The 14,451-nt window shown below is 54.1% G+C and carries 12 protein-coding genes and 1 other annotated feature; of the genes, 5 read left to right on the top strand and 7 right to left on the bottom strand.

The window, feature by feature from the left end; translation table 11 throughout:
- The first annotated feature begins 17 nt into the window (after nt 1–17).
- From aspS to ON16_RS06775, 3 genes are all read left to right on the top strand, one after another.
- Nucleotides 18–1,793: an aspartate--tRNA ligase gene (aspS, locus tag ON16_RS06785; RefSeq protein ID WP_040660558.1), complete on the top strand. Its 1,776-nt coding sequence runs from the start codon at nt 18–20 to the stop codon at nt 1,791–1,793.
- A gap of 123 nt (nt 1,794–1,916) precedes the next feature.
- Entirely contained in the window at nt 1,917–3,101 is a 1,185-nt protein-coding gene (locus tag ON16_RS06780) for a glycoside hydrolase family 3 N-terminal domain-containing protein (RefSeq protein ID WP_040660557.1), read from the top strand.
- Between the two features lie 84 nt (nt 3,102–3,185).
- Nucleotides 3,186–4,340, top strand: coding sequence for a serine-tRNA(Ala) deacylase AlaX (locus tag ON16_RS06775; RefSeq protein WP_040660555.1), 1,155 nt, complete (start codon nt 3,186–3,188; stop codon nt 4,338–4,340).
- A 76-nt stretch (nt 4,341–4,416) separates the two neighbouring features.
- On the opposite strand, the gene ON16_RS06770 is transcribed toward ON16_RS06775, so the two are convergent.
- From ON16_RS06770 to rpmH, 7 genes are all read right to left on the bottom strand, one after another.
- On the bottom strand, nt 4,417–6,354 hold the full coding sequence (locus tag ON16_RS06770; RefSeq protein WP_040660553.1) for an LTA synthase family protein: 1,938 nt from the start codon (nt 6,352–6,354) through the stop codon (nt 4,417–4,419).
- Between the two features lie 117 nt (nt 6,355–6,471).
- Entirely contained in the window at nt 6,472–7,896 is a 1,425-nt protein-coding gene (locus tag ON16_RS06765) for a glycine--tRNA ligase (RefSeq protein WP_040660551.1), read from the bottom strand.
- A gap of 62 nt (nt 7,897–7,958) precedes the next feature.
- Nucleotides 7,959–8,170 (bottom strand) — a binding site (T-box leader).
- 331 nt (nt 8,171–8,501) lie between these two features.
- Nucleotides 8,502–9,335 (bottom strand): RNA-binding cell elongation regulator Jag/EloR, encoded by an 834-nt coding sequence (jag, locus tag ON16_RS06760; RefSeq protein WP_040660549.1) that lies wholly within the window; start codon nt 9,333–9,335, stop codon nt 8,502–8,504.
- Between the two features lie 13 nt (nt 9,336–9,348).
- The gene (yidC, locus tag ON16_RS06755) at nt 9,349–10,500 is read right to left on the bottom strand and encodes a membrane protein insertase YidC (protein ID WP_040660547.1); all 1,152 of its coding nucleotides are present in this window, start codon (nt 10,498–10,500) and stop codon (nt 9,349–9,351) included.
- Between the two features lie 34 nt (nt 10,501–10,534).
- A complete protein-coding gene (yidD, locus tag ON16_RS06750; protein WP_040660545.1) occupies nt 10,535–10,744 on the bottom strand; it encodes a membrane protein insertion efficiency factor YidD in 210 nt (69 codons plus the stop codon).
- Nucleotides 10,745–11,089: a ribonuclease P protein component gene (gene rnpA, locus ON16_RS06745; RefSeq protein WP_040660544.1), complete on the bottom strand. Its 345-nt coding sequence runs from the start codon at nt 11,087–11,089 to the stop codon at nt 10,745–10,747.
- A 134-nt stretch (nt 11,090–11,223) separates the two neighbouring features.
- Nucleotides 11,224–11,364: a 50S ribosomal protein L34 gene (rpmH, locus tag ON16_RS06740; RefSeq protein WP_040660542.1), complete on the bottom strand. Its 141-nt coding sequence runs from the start codon at nt 11,362–11,364 to the stop codon at nt 11,224–11,226.
- A 377-nt stretch (nt 11,365–11,741) separates the two neighbouring features.
- Between rpmH and dnaA the strand changes: the two genes are divergently transcribed.
- Both dnaA and dnaN read left to right on the top strand, forming a co-directional pair.
- A complete protein-coding gene (gene dnaA, locus ON16_RS06735; RefSeq protein ID WP_040660540.1) occupies nt 11,742–13,055 on the top strand; it encodes a chromosomal replication initiator protein DnaA in 1,314 nt (437 codons plus the stop codon).
- 283 nt (nt 13,056–13,338) lie between these two features.
- Nucleotides 13,339–14,451 (top strand): DNA polymerase III subunit beta, encoded by a 1,113-nt coding sequence (dnaN, locus tag ON16_RS06725; RefSeq protein ID WP_040660537.1) that lies wholly within the window; start codon nt 13,339–13,341, stop codon nt 14,449–14,451.

The raw sequence follows: 14,451 nt of genomic DNA, 5'->3' as shown, positions 1-14,451 counted from the left end.
CAAAGAGAGGAACCATCATGACACAATCACGTACCCATACCTGCGGGGAGCTGCGCATCAGCGACGCGGGAAAAGCCGTCACCATCGTGGGGTGGCTGGAAAATGTCCGAGAGGTTGGCGGCGAGCTGGCCTTCGCCGTGATTCGGGATTTTTACGGCACCACGCAGGTGGTAGCCGAGACGGAGGAAATGGTCAAAACCTTGAAGGCCATCAACAAGGAATCCACCATTTCCGTGACCGGTTCCGTCCGGGAGCGGGCCAGCAAAAACAGCAAAATCCCCACCGGCGACATCGAAATCGTGCCCGAATCCATCGAGGTTCTGGGCCGCTGCCGCCACAACGAGCTGCCCTTCCCTATCAACCGCAGCCGAGAGGCCGACGAGCTGACCCGCCTGAAGTACCGCTACCTTGACCTGCGGAACCCCGACGTGAAGAAGAACATTATTCTTCGCTGTCAGGTGGTTTCCGCCCTGCGTCAGGCTATGACGGACCACGGCTTTTTGGAGATTACTACCCCCATCCTCACCGCCTCCTCCCCCGAGGGCGCGCGGGACTATCTGGTGCCCGCCCGGAACCACCCCGGCAAGTTTTACGCGCTGCCTCAGGCTCCCCAGCAGTTCAAACAGCTTTTGATGACTTCCGGTTTTGACCGGTACTTCCAGATCGCTCCCTGCTTCCGGGACGAGGACGCCCGGGCCGACCGCTCCCCCGGCGAGTTTTATCAGCTGGATATGGAGATGGCCTTCGCGTCTCAGGAGGACGTGTTTGCCGTGCTGGAGGACGTTCTGCCCCCGATCTTTGCCAAGTTCGGGGCCTATGACCGGGCCAGCGCAGCGCCCTTTACCCGCATTCCCTATCTGGAGTCCATGGAAAAATACGGCTCCGATAAGCCGGACCTGCGCATTGATTTGACGGTGCAGGACGCAACCGCCGTTTTAACGGACTGCGGCTTTGAGCCGTTTGCGGGCAGCACGGTAAAGGCCGTGGTCGTGTCGGACTTCAAGGAGACACGGAAGTTTATCGACAAGACCCTTGCTGACGTGGAGACGCAGGCGGGCAACAAGGCCTATTGGTTCCGTTTGGACGAAAACGGCGAGCTGGTTGGCGGAATCTCCAAGTTTGTCACCGAACGCAAGGAGGCGGTGGTCAACGCTCTGGGGCTAAAGCCTGGCGATTTTGTGGCCCTGTCCGCGGGTAAGCTGACTGCCGCCCAGAAGACAGCGGGCGTGCTGGTGAAGACGCTGGGCGCGGCTGTCCCCGGTCACATGGACAAGGAACAGTATGCCTTCTGCTGGATCGTGGATTTCCCCATGTACGAAGTCGGCGACGAGTCCGGCGAGCTGGAATTCTGCCACAACCCGTTCTCCATGCCCTCCAGCGGGCTGGATGTTCTGCTGAAAGCCGAATCCGGCGAGATTGACCCCCTCTCCATCACCGCCGACCAGTATGATCTGGTGTGCAACGGTGTGGAGCTTTCCTCCGGCGCAGTGCGGAACCACGACCCGGAGATCATGGTCAAGGCCTTTGAGCTGGTGCGTCTGGGCGAGGACGACGTGAAGGCCAAGTTCCCCGCCATGTACAACGCCTTTACCTATGGCGCACCTCCCCATGCAGGCATTGCCCCGGGCGTGGACCGCATGGTCATGCTGCTGGCGGGCGAGGATTCCATTCGGGAAATCATTCCCTTCCCCATGAACAAAAACGCGCAGGACGTGATGATGGACGCCCCGGGCGAGGTGACTCAGAAGCAGCTGGACGAGCTGCACATTGCCCTCGTGAAGCCTCAGGATTAACTTTCCCGGCTTTGTTTTCCACAATTTGAGCGGAACCGGCGTGCAATCAGCGCGCCGGTTCCTTTCTTTTTCCACAAAACTGTGATAAACTGACCCTATCAGATTTTTAATTGGGAGGCGTCTATGAAACGAATGCTTGCTGCGGTGCTGACGGCTGTCAGCCTGCTTTTCCTGATGTCCTGCGCATCTCAGCCCGCTTCCTCCTCCGCTTCGGCGGAGAGTTCTCCGGCGGAAAACGCCGGTTCCGCATCCAGCGAAGCCGCGCCCGCCGCACCCATTCTCACCGACGCAGAGCGGGCGGTTGAAATCGTCTCGCAGATGTCTCTTGAGGAAAAAGTCGGTCAGTTGTTTTTCGCCCGGGTACCGGAATCGGACGCGGCAAACGATGTTCATACCTATCATCTGGGCGGCTATATTCTCTTTGGCCGGGACACGAAGGACAAGACTGCAAACGAGCTGATTCAAACCATTCAACACGACCAGGACATGGCGGACATTCCCCTGTTGATCGGCGTGGACGAGGAGGGGGGCACGGTGGTGCGCGTCTCCTCCAATCCCCACATCCGCAGTCAAAAATTTAAATCCCCTCAGCAGCTTTATGCGCAGGGCGATTTACAGGCCATTATCCGTGACACCCGGGAAAAGGACGTGCTTCTCAAAGCGCTGGGCTTCAACGTCAATCTCGCGCCGGTGGCCGACGTATCCACCGACCCGAAAGACTTTATTTTTGACCGCAGCTTTGGACAGGACGCCGCCCAAACAAGCAGCTATACCTCCATCGTCACCAGTGCCATGACCAGCGACGGCATGGGCAGCGTTTTGAAGCACTTCCCCGGCTACGGAAACAATGCCGACACCCACACTGGAATCGCCGTGGATAACCGGTCGTTGGAAACCTTTGAAACCTCCGATTTTTTACCCTTTACCTCCGGTTTGCATCGTGGCGGTGGAATGACCGCCGTGTTGGTGAGCCACAACATTGTCACATGCATGGACCCGGACCTGCCCGCTTCCCTCTCCCCCGCTGTCCACGAAAAACTGCGCAAACTGATGGCGGATGCGGGCTGTGAAAACAATGTGGTCATGACCGACGATCTGGTGATGGACGCGGTGAAAGCCTATGCGGACAACGGCTCTGTGGCCGCGCTGGCGATTCAGGCGGGGAACGATTTGCTGATTGCCACGGATTATCGGGAGCAGATTCCTCAGGTTATCGCCGCCGTGAAGGATGGAACACTGGATGAGAAATTGATCGACGCCGCCTGCGGCCGCGTGCTCCAGTGGAAAATGGCTCTGGGTCTTCTGTGAGCCAACGTTGCCGGTTCGTTGTCGGACAGACCGATTTCGTGCCGGATAATCTCCAGTTTTGAAACACGAAAGGAAGTTTTCCACATGGAAACAGAAAAACTCTATTACGCCGACCCGTTTTTAAAGGAGTTTACGGCGACGGTTATGGACTGTCAGCCGCTGAAAAGCGGCTTCTCCGTAGTGTTAGACCGTACCGCCTTCTATCCCGAGGGCGGCGGTCAGCCCGCTGATCAGGGAACGTTAAACGGCGTTTCTGTCATTGACGTTCACGAAAAAAACGGTGTTGTTTTCCACAATTGTGAAAAACCCGTGGAGATTGGGGAAACCGTTTCCGGCGTGATCGACTGGGTGCGGCGCTTTGACCACATGCAGCAGCACTCCGGGGAACACATTCTCAGCGGCATCCTCTGCGAAACATTCCACTGCGACAATGTGGGTTTCCACATGGGCGCAGACACGATCACCATCGATTACAACGCCGAAATCTCTTGGGAACAAGTTCTGGAAGCAGAGCGCCGGGCCAACGACTATATTTACGCCGACGTTCCCATCGAAATTACCTTCCCTTCCCGCGAGGCGCTGCAAACCATCGACTACCGCTCTAAAAAGGAGCTGACCGGACAGGTGCGCATCGTGCGCTTTCCCGGAGCGGACTGCTGCGCCTGCTGTGGTACCCATGTTTTGCGCAGCGGACAGGTGGGACTTGTAAAAATCCTCTCTTCCCAAAAGTTTCGAGAGGGCGTCCGCATGGAAATTCTCTGCGGCCGGCGGGCGCTGGAGTTTCTCTCAAAAAACTGGGAGCAAAACCGGGCGGTGGGCCAGCGGCTCAGTGTAAAGGCCTTTGAAACTGCCGCCGCGGTGGAACGGCTGGAAGCGGAGCTGAACGCCGCTAAGGCCCGGCAAACCCAGTTGGAGGACGAGGTGTTTGCCTCTCTTGCCGAACAGCAGACCGGAAAGGGCGACGTAATCCTGTTTCAGCCCCCTCTCCGACTCGACGGCGTGCGCAAACTGGCAGACGCGGTGGGAAAAACCTGTTGTGGCCTTGCGGCGGTCTTCGCCGGAGAGGACGGGCAGTATGCCTATGCTTTGGTTCGGTCTGACGGCGAGGATATCTCCCCGCTGGTGAAGGCGCTGAACGCAGCTCTCCACGGTCGAGGCGGCGGACGAAATGGATTTGCGCAAGGCTCCGTGCAGTCCAGCCGGGTAGAAATCGAGGCATTTTGGAAAATGGCCTTTTAAGTTTTTATATCTGACTTCCTCGGCAAAAAACCGCCGGATGCTTTCAGCATCCGGCGGTTTTCCATTGATTGACGCTTCACGCGCCGACTGTTTGATTCATTCTGTTGGTGACATACCGATTTCCGTAATATGTATCATAGACAATGGCGTCCCGCAGTTCCATCAGCTCCCGATCCTCGTCGGTCAGCTGGGCGTCGGTGACATTCCAATAGGGGGTTCCCTCCGCTGTCACACAGTAGAGATCCGTATTCACCAACAGCGCTTTGGAAAGCCGCTCCTGCATCGCCCAGTATCGAGTTTTGGGCATGTCCGCCGCATTCAAAACCGCGGGGCCGAGAGATGTTAATCCCGTGTCCTGCCGGGTTCCGGCAGGCTCCTTTAAAAGCGCCGCATTGTTGGCCCAGATCAGATAGTCGGTGGAATAGAGGTCCGCCACCTGATTGATGTCCCAGTTGGAACAGTCGTTTCCGTCGCAAAGCCCCAGATGGCTGTAAACCGTGCCTCCGTCGGTCATAAAAAGGTTGGGGCGATGATCGCCGAAAAAGACCACCACGGTCGGCTCATCCCGCTCCCGCAGGGCATCCGCCAACTCCCCCAGCGCCTCATCCGCCCGGGTCAACCCCTCCAGCATCACCCGCGTAATGGCCAAATTCCTTTGATCCAGCTGCTCGCTGGTCACGCTGATCTGGCATTCGTAGCCAAACTTTTCCGGGTCAAAGGGCTGGTGATTTTCCATGGAAATGCCAAAGAGAAACGCCTTTTTTCCGTCCGCGTTGGCCGCATCCAGTCGGCTTAAAAGCGCCTGTGTAAACACATGGTCGCTGAGGTAATATCCTCCGGCGTAGGGACTGCCTTGAATGTTCAAGTCCAGCGCCTGCATCTGGGCAGAAAACAGCAGTCGGTTAAAGCCCAGCCGCGGATAGGTCACCATGCGGTTATAGAGACTGTTGTTATAGGCGTGGAGCATTTCCGTCTCATACCCCGCCTTTTGAAAGGGCGTTACGATAGAGTCCAGAAGGCTGTAATCCTCATCGTCCCGGAAACAGATATTGGTTCCGGGGGCCAAATCCTTCCCCGTCAGGCCGGAGAAAATAGACTGCTCAATGTAGCCGGTTCCATAGCCCAGGTAGCTGGTATAAAAGCGGCCTGAGATTCCCTCCTCACTGAGCCGATGGAAGTTTTCCGCCGGATCGGCGGAAAGGCTGAGTCCCGGCAGGCGGGTCATGTCATAAAAAGACTCCGAGAGGATGAAAATCACATTGGGTGTATCCTGTGCAGACGCAGTGGGCTGCGTTGGTTTCAAAATCTCATCCAGCCGTTTTACCACTCCATCCATGTACGCTGCGTCATAACCATCCGGCTCACGGTTGGAAAGAAGACACGCATCCCGCCAAAGACCCAGTGTCAGTCCATAATCCCGATAGGACACGGTGGACATGATGCGGTCGGCTGTGTTTACCGAGAAGGCTTGTCCCAGCGCAGACGCGCCCGGCCCAATTGTCAAGCCCAAAATCAGTGCAAGCTCCAAAGACAGCAGCAAAAACCGTGTCCGCCCGGAGCCAAGTGTCAACTTTTTCCCCAGCAGAAGAAAAAACAACGTTACCAGCGCCAGCATACCCATGGCCGCCCAAGCAAAGCCGGGGATGGTTAAATTCCCCGCCACGCCCATGACCTGATTCAACTGGCCGATCATGCCGAAATCCTCCAGCTCCAGCGGAGAACCGTTGATAGCAAACTTAAAATAGCTCACCAGCGCCAGCCCCACCGCCACGGCGGAGACTCCCAGTGTTCCGATCCAGAGCCGACCGGTTAAAAGGGCCAAAAACAGCGCGGCTCCCCCATAAAACGTTGCCGTCAGGCAGAATGGAGCCAGCGCCCCACGGCACCAATCCAATGCCGCCTGAGCGTCTCCCAGCGCAATCCACTCCATGGCAAAGGCCGCCGCGCCGCCAAACACCAAGGCCGCCAGCAGAACCAGTGCCGCTTTTCCAATTTTCAGAAATGCTTTCTTCAATCCATTCGCTCGCTTTCAGGGGAAAACGGGACACGGTGCTTCCGTGTCCCGCTCTCTATTGTTTAGGAAACCCACGCAATGCGGCGCTGAATGCGCCCTCAATCACGCGGTACAGCCTTAGTAGGCCAGCTTTTCGGCAAGATACGCCTTCAGCTGATCGATGGGTATTCTGACCTGCTCCATGGTGTCCCGGTCACGAACGGTAACACAGTTGTCGGCAGGCTCGCCCTTCTCCGCATCGCCCACAGTCTGGAAGTCCACCGTGATGCAGTACGGCGTGCCGATCTCATCCTCCCGGCGATAGCGTTTGCCGATGGAACCGGTGTCGTCAAAGTCCACCATCCAGTCGGAGCAGAGCATCTGCTGGATTTCACGGGCCTTGTCGCCCAGCTTTTTGCTCAGAGGCAGAACCGCCGCCTTAAACGGCGCGATGGCGGGATGGAACCGCATGACCACACGGGTATCATTCTTCTCCGCGTCCACAACCTCCTCGTCATAGGCCTCCACCAGCAGCGCCAGCATCATGCGGTCCGCTCCAAGAGAAGGCTCGATGACATAGGGAATATAGTGCTCGCCCGTCTCCTGATCGAAATAGGTCAGGTCCTGACCGGAATGCTCCTGATGCTGTGTCAAATCGTAGTTGGTCCGGTCGGCCACGCCCCACAGCTCGCCCCAGCCAAAGGGAAATTTATACTCAAAGTCTGTGGTGGCCTTGGAATAGAAGCTCAACTCTTCCTTCTCATGGTCACGCAGACGCAGGTTCTCGTCCTTCACATTCAGGTTCTTCAGCCACTCGTGGCAGTAGTTCCGCCAATACTGGAACCACTCCAGATCGGTGTCGGGCTTGCAGAAGAATTCCAGCTCCATCTGCTCAAACTCCCGGATGCGGAAGATGAAGTTGCCCGGCGTAATCTCATTGCGGAAGGACTTGCCCACCTGACACACGCCAAAGGGAAGCTTGCGGCGGGTGGTGCGCTGGATGCCGGGGAAGTTGACAAAAATGCCCTGTGCGGTTTCAGGACGCAGATACACCTCGGTGGAGGAATCCTCCGTCACGCCCTGATGGGTCTTGTACATCAGGTTGAACTTGCGGATATCGGTAAATTCAGACTTGCCGCAGCCGGGGCAAGGCACGTTTTTCTCCCGGATATAGGCCACCAGCTCCTCGCCGGTCATCGCCTCCACATTCACATCCGTGATGTTGTTCTCCTGATTATAATTCTCTACCAGCTTGTCGGCCCGGTGGCGCATTTTGCAGGATTTGCAGTCAATCAGGGGATCGTTAAACGTGGCCACATGGCCGGAGGCCACCCAAACCTGGGGATTCATCAAAATGGCGGCGTCCAGTCCCACGTTATAGGGATTCTCCTGCACGAATTTCTTCCACCAAGCCCGCTTGACGTTGTTCTTCATCTCCACGCCCAAAGGCCCAAAGTCCCAGCTGTTGGCAAGACCTCCGTAAATCTCGCTGCCGGGGAACACAAAGCCTCTATTTTTGCACAGTGCCACAATTTTTTCCATGGTTTTTTCCGTATTTTTCATCAGTAATTCTCCCTTTCCGCCTTTAAATTTCATCGTAAAAAAACAAAAACGCCCCGAGCAAAGCTCAGGGCGAACGGTTGTCCGCGGTACCACCTGAATTCGCATCCAAACGAATGCGCACTCTGACCCGATAACGGCGGGATCCGGCGCGGCCTGCTTTCGCTGAGCCGCACAGCTCAAGGACGCCTTCTCCCCATTCCGGCAAGGGCTTTCACCAAACGCCCTCTCTCTTTGCCCGGCAGCGGGGGATACTACTCCCTTTCACAGCTTTTTTAGATATCGTGTGTCACTTTATCACCTTTCTTTTCAATTGTCAAGAAGGTTCTTATGGCAATTCCTTGCAATTGAATTGCCTATATCTATTTACAAAGGCTTTTTTTCAATTAATCCGCGTTTTTTTTAAGATGATTTGCATCTGATTGGAAGCATCTTTTTTCAGCACACATTCAAAAATTGTGGATACTGAGCAGAATTTCATCCAAAACATGGCTTTTTAGATGCCGCCCCCTGAAAAACCGCTTTCTTTTTCCACAATTTTTGATAACTTTGTGAAAAACCCGCCCGGTCTTGCTTGACCGGACGGGTATTTTTCAAAAGGCTCGCGTTCAGCGCTCGTAGGACACAACGACCCGCCGATTCGGCTCCGTGCCGATGGACCCGGTAGACACATTGGGCTCCTCCTGCAAGGCGGTGTGGATAATGTGCCGCTCATAAGCGTTCATGGGTTCCAGCGTCACGCTGCGGCGGTACTTGACCACCTTCAGCGCCACCTTGTGAGCGAGGTGTTCCAGACTTTCCTCCCGCTTGGCGCGATAGTTTTCCGCGTCAAGGGTCACCCGGATTCGTCCGCTGCTGGACCGATTCACGGAATAGCTGGTCAGCTGCTGAATTGCATCCAGCGTCTCGCCCCGGCGCCCAATAATCTGGCCCAGATTGGGTCCGGTCAAAATCACCTGATACCGTCCCTTTTCGGGCAGATACACATGGACCTGACTCTCCACTTCCATCTTCTCCATCAGCCCGGAGAGGAAGGTGCGGATGGCGTCTGCCTTTTCATCCTGAACCTCTTCCCCAATAGGGGTCGCCGTTTCAGTCACCGCAGCGGCCACGGGCCGCTGTGTTTTTTGAACAGGCTCCTGCGCCTTCACGGCGGGCTTTTCCACCTTGGGTTTTTGAACCGGAGCCGCAGGTTTTTCCGTGGGTTTTCTTTCGGTTTTCGATTTCTCCGGATTAGGCTTTGCAGAGACAGGGGAGGTTTTTTCCTCATCCTCGCCATAGGTCACCCGCACCTTAGCCGGCGCGCTTCCGATGCCGAGAAATCCATTTTTTGCCCGCTCCAGAATCTGGACGGACACATCGTCCCGGTCCATGCCCAGCTGCGAAAGAGCGCGGGCGAGGGCCTCCTCCTCTGTCTTGCCCGTTACGTCAATATAACTCATGGCAACAAGCTCCTTATTTCTCGTTGGAATCGTTGAACCGATTCTCCTGATAGGCGCGGCCGCGGGCATAGGGACGGTCACCCACGCGGCCATTTTCATTGGTACTGGCCTTCTTGGGTTTGTTGACCTTGGCATCCTGAGCGGCCTTGCGCTTTTCTTTCAAAGAGGGCTTCTGAGCCGACTGACGGCGCTGCTCCTCCTGCTTTTGCTTGGCCTCTTCCTGCCGGCGCTTGCGGTCGGCCTCAATCACAGCCTGACGCTGATTTTCCTCTTCCTCGATCTTCTGGTTATAGAATTTACCCATAAACCACTCCTGAACCGCGGAGAAAGCACTCTGCGCAATCCAGTAGACGCACAGAGCCGCAGGCAGCGTGAAACCAATCCACAAAGACATGAGCGGCATCATCCACATCATCATCTTCATCTGGTTGGCGGCAGGACCCTGCTTGCTCTGTCCGGACATGGACGCCATGCTCATCAAAAAGCTGAGCGCTGCGGAGACTACGGGCATCAGCACCACGCCGATATTGCTCCACGTAAACGTGAATGCCTTGATTACATTGCTGGGCAAAACGGACAAATCCATCCCCAAGAAGCTGTAATTCACGCTGATCCAACCGGGAATGGTTGCGGCGAAGTCAGGCAGCTGGGTATTAATGGCGTTGACCATCATAATCTGACCAAACGCGGTAACCTGCATCGTGCCGTCCTTCGCGGCGATGGCGATGTTGGAAATATCAATACCCGCACTCTGCAGCGCGGACAGCGCCGAATCCACCACGCTGGAATCCAGCATCATGAAGTGAGTGATGGGCTGACGGATAATGGCATACAGCGCAATCAGGAAAAACATGGGCAGCAAACTCCAAAGGCAGCCGCTCATGGGGTTCACGCCCTGCTCGGCATACAGCTTTTGCGTCTCTTCCTGCTGTTTAGCCGGGTTGTTGGCGTATTTCTTCTGAATCTCCTGCATCTTCCCGCTCATGCGGTTCATGCGCACCATGCTCTTTTTGCTCTTCATCTGGAAGGGCAGCAGCACCAGCTTGATTACCAGCGTAAAGAAGATCAGGGACAGACCATAGGAGCCGGTCAGGTTGTAAAACAGCCGCAAAAGTGCGGCAAACGGGATACAAACGTAATATCCCAGGGTTCCGAAAAATCCCATTTGGAGACTCCTTCGTATTCAAGTCTTACTACGCTCAGGGTACAGGGTCGTAGCCCCCCTTGTGGAACGGATTGCAGCGAAGAATCCGGCGCAAAGACAGGTATCCACCCTTCAGCGCACCGTATTTTTCGATGGCCTCCAGCGCGTATTGAGAACAGGTCGGATAGAACCGACAGCAAGAGGGGCGATACGGAGAAATTGCCACACGGTAAAATTTTACCATGGCCAGCAAAACCCGTTTCACTTAAGAAACCTCCTCCAAAAGCCCCAGCTTTTTTGAAAGTTTCAAAAAGCTGGCGTTCAAATCCTTCCATGGCATGTCCACCGCCCGGTGCCGGGCAACCAGAATGATGTCATACCCCTGCCGCAGCTGATCCGCGTTCAGTCGAAAAGTCTCCCGCAGTCTGCGGCGCGCCCGGTTTCGAACCACGGCGTGTCCGATTTTGGTGGACACTGTGATTCCCAGTCGATTGCGGCCCAGCCGGTTCTTCCGGCAGTAGATCACAAGACCGTATCCGGCGGCGGAAGCCCCCCTGCTGTAAAGGCGGCGAAATTCATGATTTTTTTTCAGCGTTACGGCTCTTTTCATGTATTCTCCCGTTCTTTCCGATGACTGAACCAACTGAACAAAGCCAATAAGGGACGGAGGAAAACCGGTTTCCTGCCGTCCCTGTCTATTTTGTTCAGCAGGTCTCCCGCGGCAATTTCCGCGCACGCGGCTCCTTAGTAGCTGAGCTGGGCACGGCCCTTGGCGCGACGGCGAGCAAGAACCTTGCGACCGTTGGCGGTAGCCATCCGCTTGCGGAAGCCGTGGACTTTCTGACCGTGGAGCTTCTTGGGCTGATAGGTACGTTTCGTTGCCATGTTGAGACACCTCCTGTAAAAAACTTTTCCGGCCGCCTTTTGGCGGCGCTTACTCGACACGGCGTTGCCGCCGCGCAGTAAACAAAATAAGAGCGCAAATCCAGCGCTCGAATTAGTATACATGCAAATCAAAAAACTGTCAATAAAAACTTGCAAATATCAAAAATTTCCGCCTATTTTCCTTCTTTTGAGAACCTAAACTAAAAAACCACAAAATATTCGTTTTTTTCTTTCATCTTCTCCAGATATTGTGGTTGCGGCCCGTTTCATTTTCGTACTTATTTATTAGAATATGTGTTGTAATTTTTCACGTTTTTTGCTATAATTAAGTGTATTTTGATTTCCCCTGCCCGCAGGGAGAGAGAGGTGTCTTTCTTTTGAATTCCGTAGCCGACGTCTGGACAAATGTCCTCACCCAGCTGAAACGCGACCTCTCGGAGACAACCATTGCCACTTGGTTCGATGAACTGGAGGCTGTAGATCTCCGGGACGGCGTTTTTTATCTCCATTGTCCCAACGACTTCAAGAAAAATTATATTGAAAGTCTGTTCATGAAAAATATCAAGGCGGTTCTCCATGATATTTTTTCAACCGATTTTGAGGTAAAGGTTCTCACTTCCGAGGAATACGCAGAATTTTCCGGCGGCGTGCAGAAAAAGAAGTCGGAAGCCTTCACCTCTGACGAGTTCACTTTTGAAACTTTCGTGGTGGGTCCCAGCAACAAACTGGCCTATGCCGCCTCCATGTCTGTGGGAGAACATCCGGCAAAAAACTATAACCCCCTTTTAATTTATGGAGATTCCGGTCTTGGCAAAACGCATCTGATCTATTCCATTGCCCACGTCATTCAAAAAAATGACCGCAACGCAAGAATTGCCTACGTAAAGGGCGATGACCTGACCAATGAGCTGGTCAACGCCATTCGAGAGGGAAAAACCGCTGAGATGCGGGAGAAATATCGGAAAGCGGACCTCCTGCTGGTCGATGACGTGCAGTTCATCGCCGGACGAAAGCAGACGCAGGAGGAATTTTTCCATACCTTCAACAACCTCTATGAATCCGGTAAACAGATTGTTTTAACCTCTGACCGCCCCCCTTCTGAGATGACACAGTTGGAGGACCGTCTTCGCACCCGTTTTGAATGGGGTCTTCTGGTGGACGTGGCTCCCCCCGACTATGAAACGCGCCTTGCCATTATCAAAAACAAAGCGGCTTTATTGGGCATGGAAATTCCCAACAAGGTGGCTATCTACATCGCCGAACGCGTTACCTCGAACGTTCGGCAATTGGAAGGAACGATTAATAAGCTCTTGGCCTACAAAGATCTTTTAGGAGACGATGTAGACGAAGAGCTGGTTAAGCGCGCCATTCAGGACATTCTTCGTCGAGGTGAAAACATTCCCACGCCGGATTCCATCGTGGATTTTGTTTCCAAGTATTACGGTGTAGACGCCGAAGTGATTCGGGGGCAGCAGCGCGTGCGGGAAGCCGTGGCCGCCAGACAGGTGGCAATGTATCTGATTCGCAGCATGACAAACCTCTCCAGCGACGACATTGGCAAGTTTTTTGGCAACCGCGACCACTCCACGGTGCTCTATTCCATTGAGAAGGTTGAAAAGCAGATGAAGTCCGACGCCGCCTTCGCAGAAACGGTGAAAGAGATCAAAACAAACATCAGTTCAAAGCACTGAGTTTTCCCCATTTCCTTGTGGAAAAGGAAAACGAAAATGTGGAAAACTTGCTCTTTCTGACCCCCTGTGGAAAAACCATGGAGTTATTCCGTACTGCTCCCAGTAAAACTTTTTCTGGTTTTTCAATGGTTTTCAAGGTTTTCCACTGTTTTCGTCCCTCTACTACAACTATGACTAAAAAGATCTATTTTTCTTTTCTAAAAGACGACGAAAGCAAATCTTCTCATGCTCCTGCCTTCTTTTATAAAAAAAGAAACATCTCCGACAGAAAGGAAAGTGGCCTATGAAATTCTCTTGTGAAAAAGCACTGCTGCAAAGTGCCGTGGGCGTGGCTTCCCGCGCCGTGTCTCAAAAAAGCTCGATTCCCGCTCTGGAGGGTCTTTTGCTCCACGCGGCAGAAGGCGTCACTGTCTCCGGCTACAATATGCAGACCGGAATCCGCACTCTTTTGTCCGCCGACGTTACAGAACCCGGTGATCTGGTCCTAAATGCACGCCTTTTTGGTGACATTATTCGCCGGATGCCGGATGATATCATCACTTTTTCCTCGGATGAAAAGATGGTGGTCCATTTGCATTGCGGCGACGCGGATTTCAATATTATGGGGTTGAGCGCCGCGGATTACCCGGAACTCCCGGAAGTGGAAGACGAATATTCGGTTTCTCTTCAGCAAAAAACGCTGCGCTCCATGATTGAAGAGACACTTTTTGCCGTCTCTACCAATGAGAGCCGTCCGGTTCACACCGGTTCCCTCTTTGAAATCAGTGAAGACGGCCTAACCGTCGTTTCTGTGGATGGTTTTCGTCTGGCTGTTCGTAAAGAACCGTTGGAAAAGGTCAACGGAGGTTACTTTTCCTTCGTTGCTCCCGGCTCTGCTTTGAGCGAAGTTGAAAAAATTTGCGACGATGTGGAGGATTTGGCCTCCATTACTCTGGGAAAACGGCATATTTTGTTTGAAGTGGGTACGACGCAGCTGATTTGCCGACGTTTGGAAGGCGAATTTTTGGATTATAAAAACGCGGTTCCACGCAAAAATCCAATTTCTGTCGTTGCGGATACCAAGGAATTGATCCAGAGCATTGATCGTGTCAGCGTCGTGATCTCTGAAAAGCTGAAAAGTCCGGTACGGTGCCTTTTTGAAAATGACAGAGTTCTCCTTTCTGCAAAAACCGCCAACGGAGAAGCAAAGGATGTCTGCCGTTTGGCGGGCGACGGCGGAGAGCTGGAAATCGGCTTCAATAACCGCTATTTGATGGAGGCTTTGCGTTATGCCCCTGCCGATACGGTAAAAATCGAGTTGAACACCGGAGTCTCTCCCGCTGTAATTGTTCCGACCGAGGGGGAAGAGCGTTTTCTTTATATGGTACTTCCGGTGCGGCTGAAAGCGCAGGATTAA

This window comes from Oscillibacter ruminantium GH1, assembly GCF_000307265.1.
Lineage (GTDB): Bacteria > Bacillota > Clostridia > Oscillospirales > Oscillospiraceae > Oscillibacter > Oscillibacter ruminantium.
This window is presented reverse-complemented; position numbering and strand designations above follow the sequence as displayed.

Excerpts from the sequence above, each read along its gene's own strand:
- ON16_RS06765 (WP_040660551.1), bottom strand. The coding sequence starts at position 7,896 with ATGAAAAATACGGAAAAAACCATGGAAAAAATTGTGGCACTGTGCAAA.
- rpmH (WP_040660542.1), bottom strand. The coding sequence starts at position 11,364 with ATGGCAACGAAACGTACCTATCAGCCCAAGAAGCTCCACGGTCAGAAA.
- aspS (WP_040660558.1), top strand. The coding sequence starts at position 18 with ATGACACAATCACGTACCCATACCTGCGGGGAGCTGCGCATCAGCGAC.
- jag (WP_040660549.1), bottom strand. The coding sequence starts at position 9,335 with ATGAGTTATATTGACGTAACGGGCAAGACAGAGGAGGAGGCCCTCGCC.
- rnpA (WP_040660544.1), bottom strand. The coding sequence starts at position 11,089 with ATGAAAAGAGCCGTAACGCTGAAAAAAAATCATGAATTTCGCCGCCTT.
- dnaN (WP_040660537.1), top strand. The coding sequence starts at position 13,339 with ATGAAATTCTCTTGTGAAAAAGCACTGCTGCAAAGTGCCGTGGGCGTG.
- ON16_RS06780 (WP_040660557.1), top strand. The coding sequence starts at position 1,917 with ATGAAACGAATGCTTGCTGCGGTGCTGACGGCTGTCAGCCTGCTTTTC.
- yidC (WP_040660547.1), bottom strand. The coding sequence starts at position 10,500 with ATGGGATTTTTCGGAACCCTGGGATATTACGTTTGTATCCCGTTTGCC.
- ON16_RS06775 (WP_040660555.1), top strand. The coding sequence starts at position 3,186 with ATGGAAACAGAAAAACTCTATTACGCCGACCCGTTTTTAAAGGAGTTT.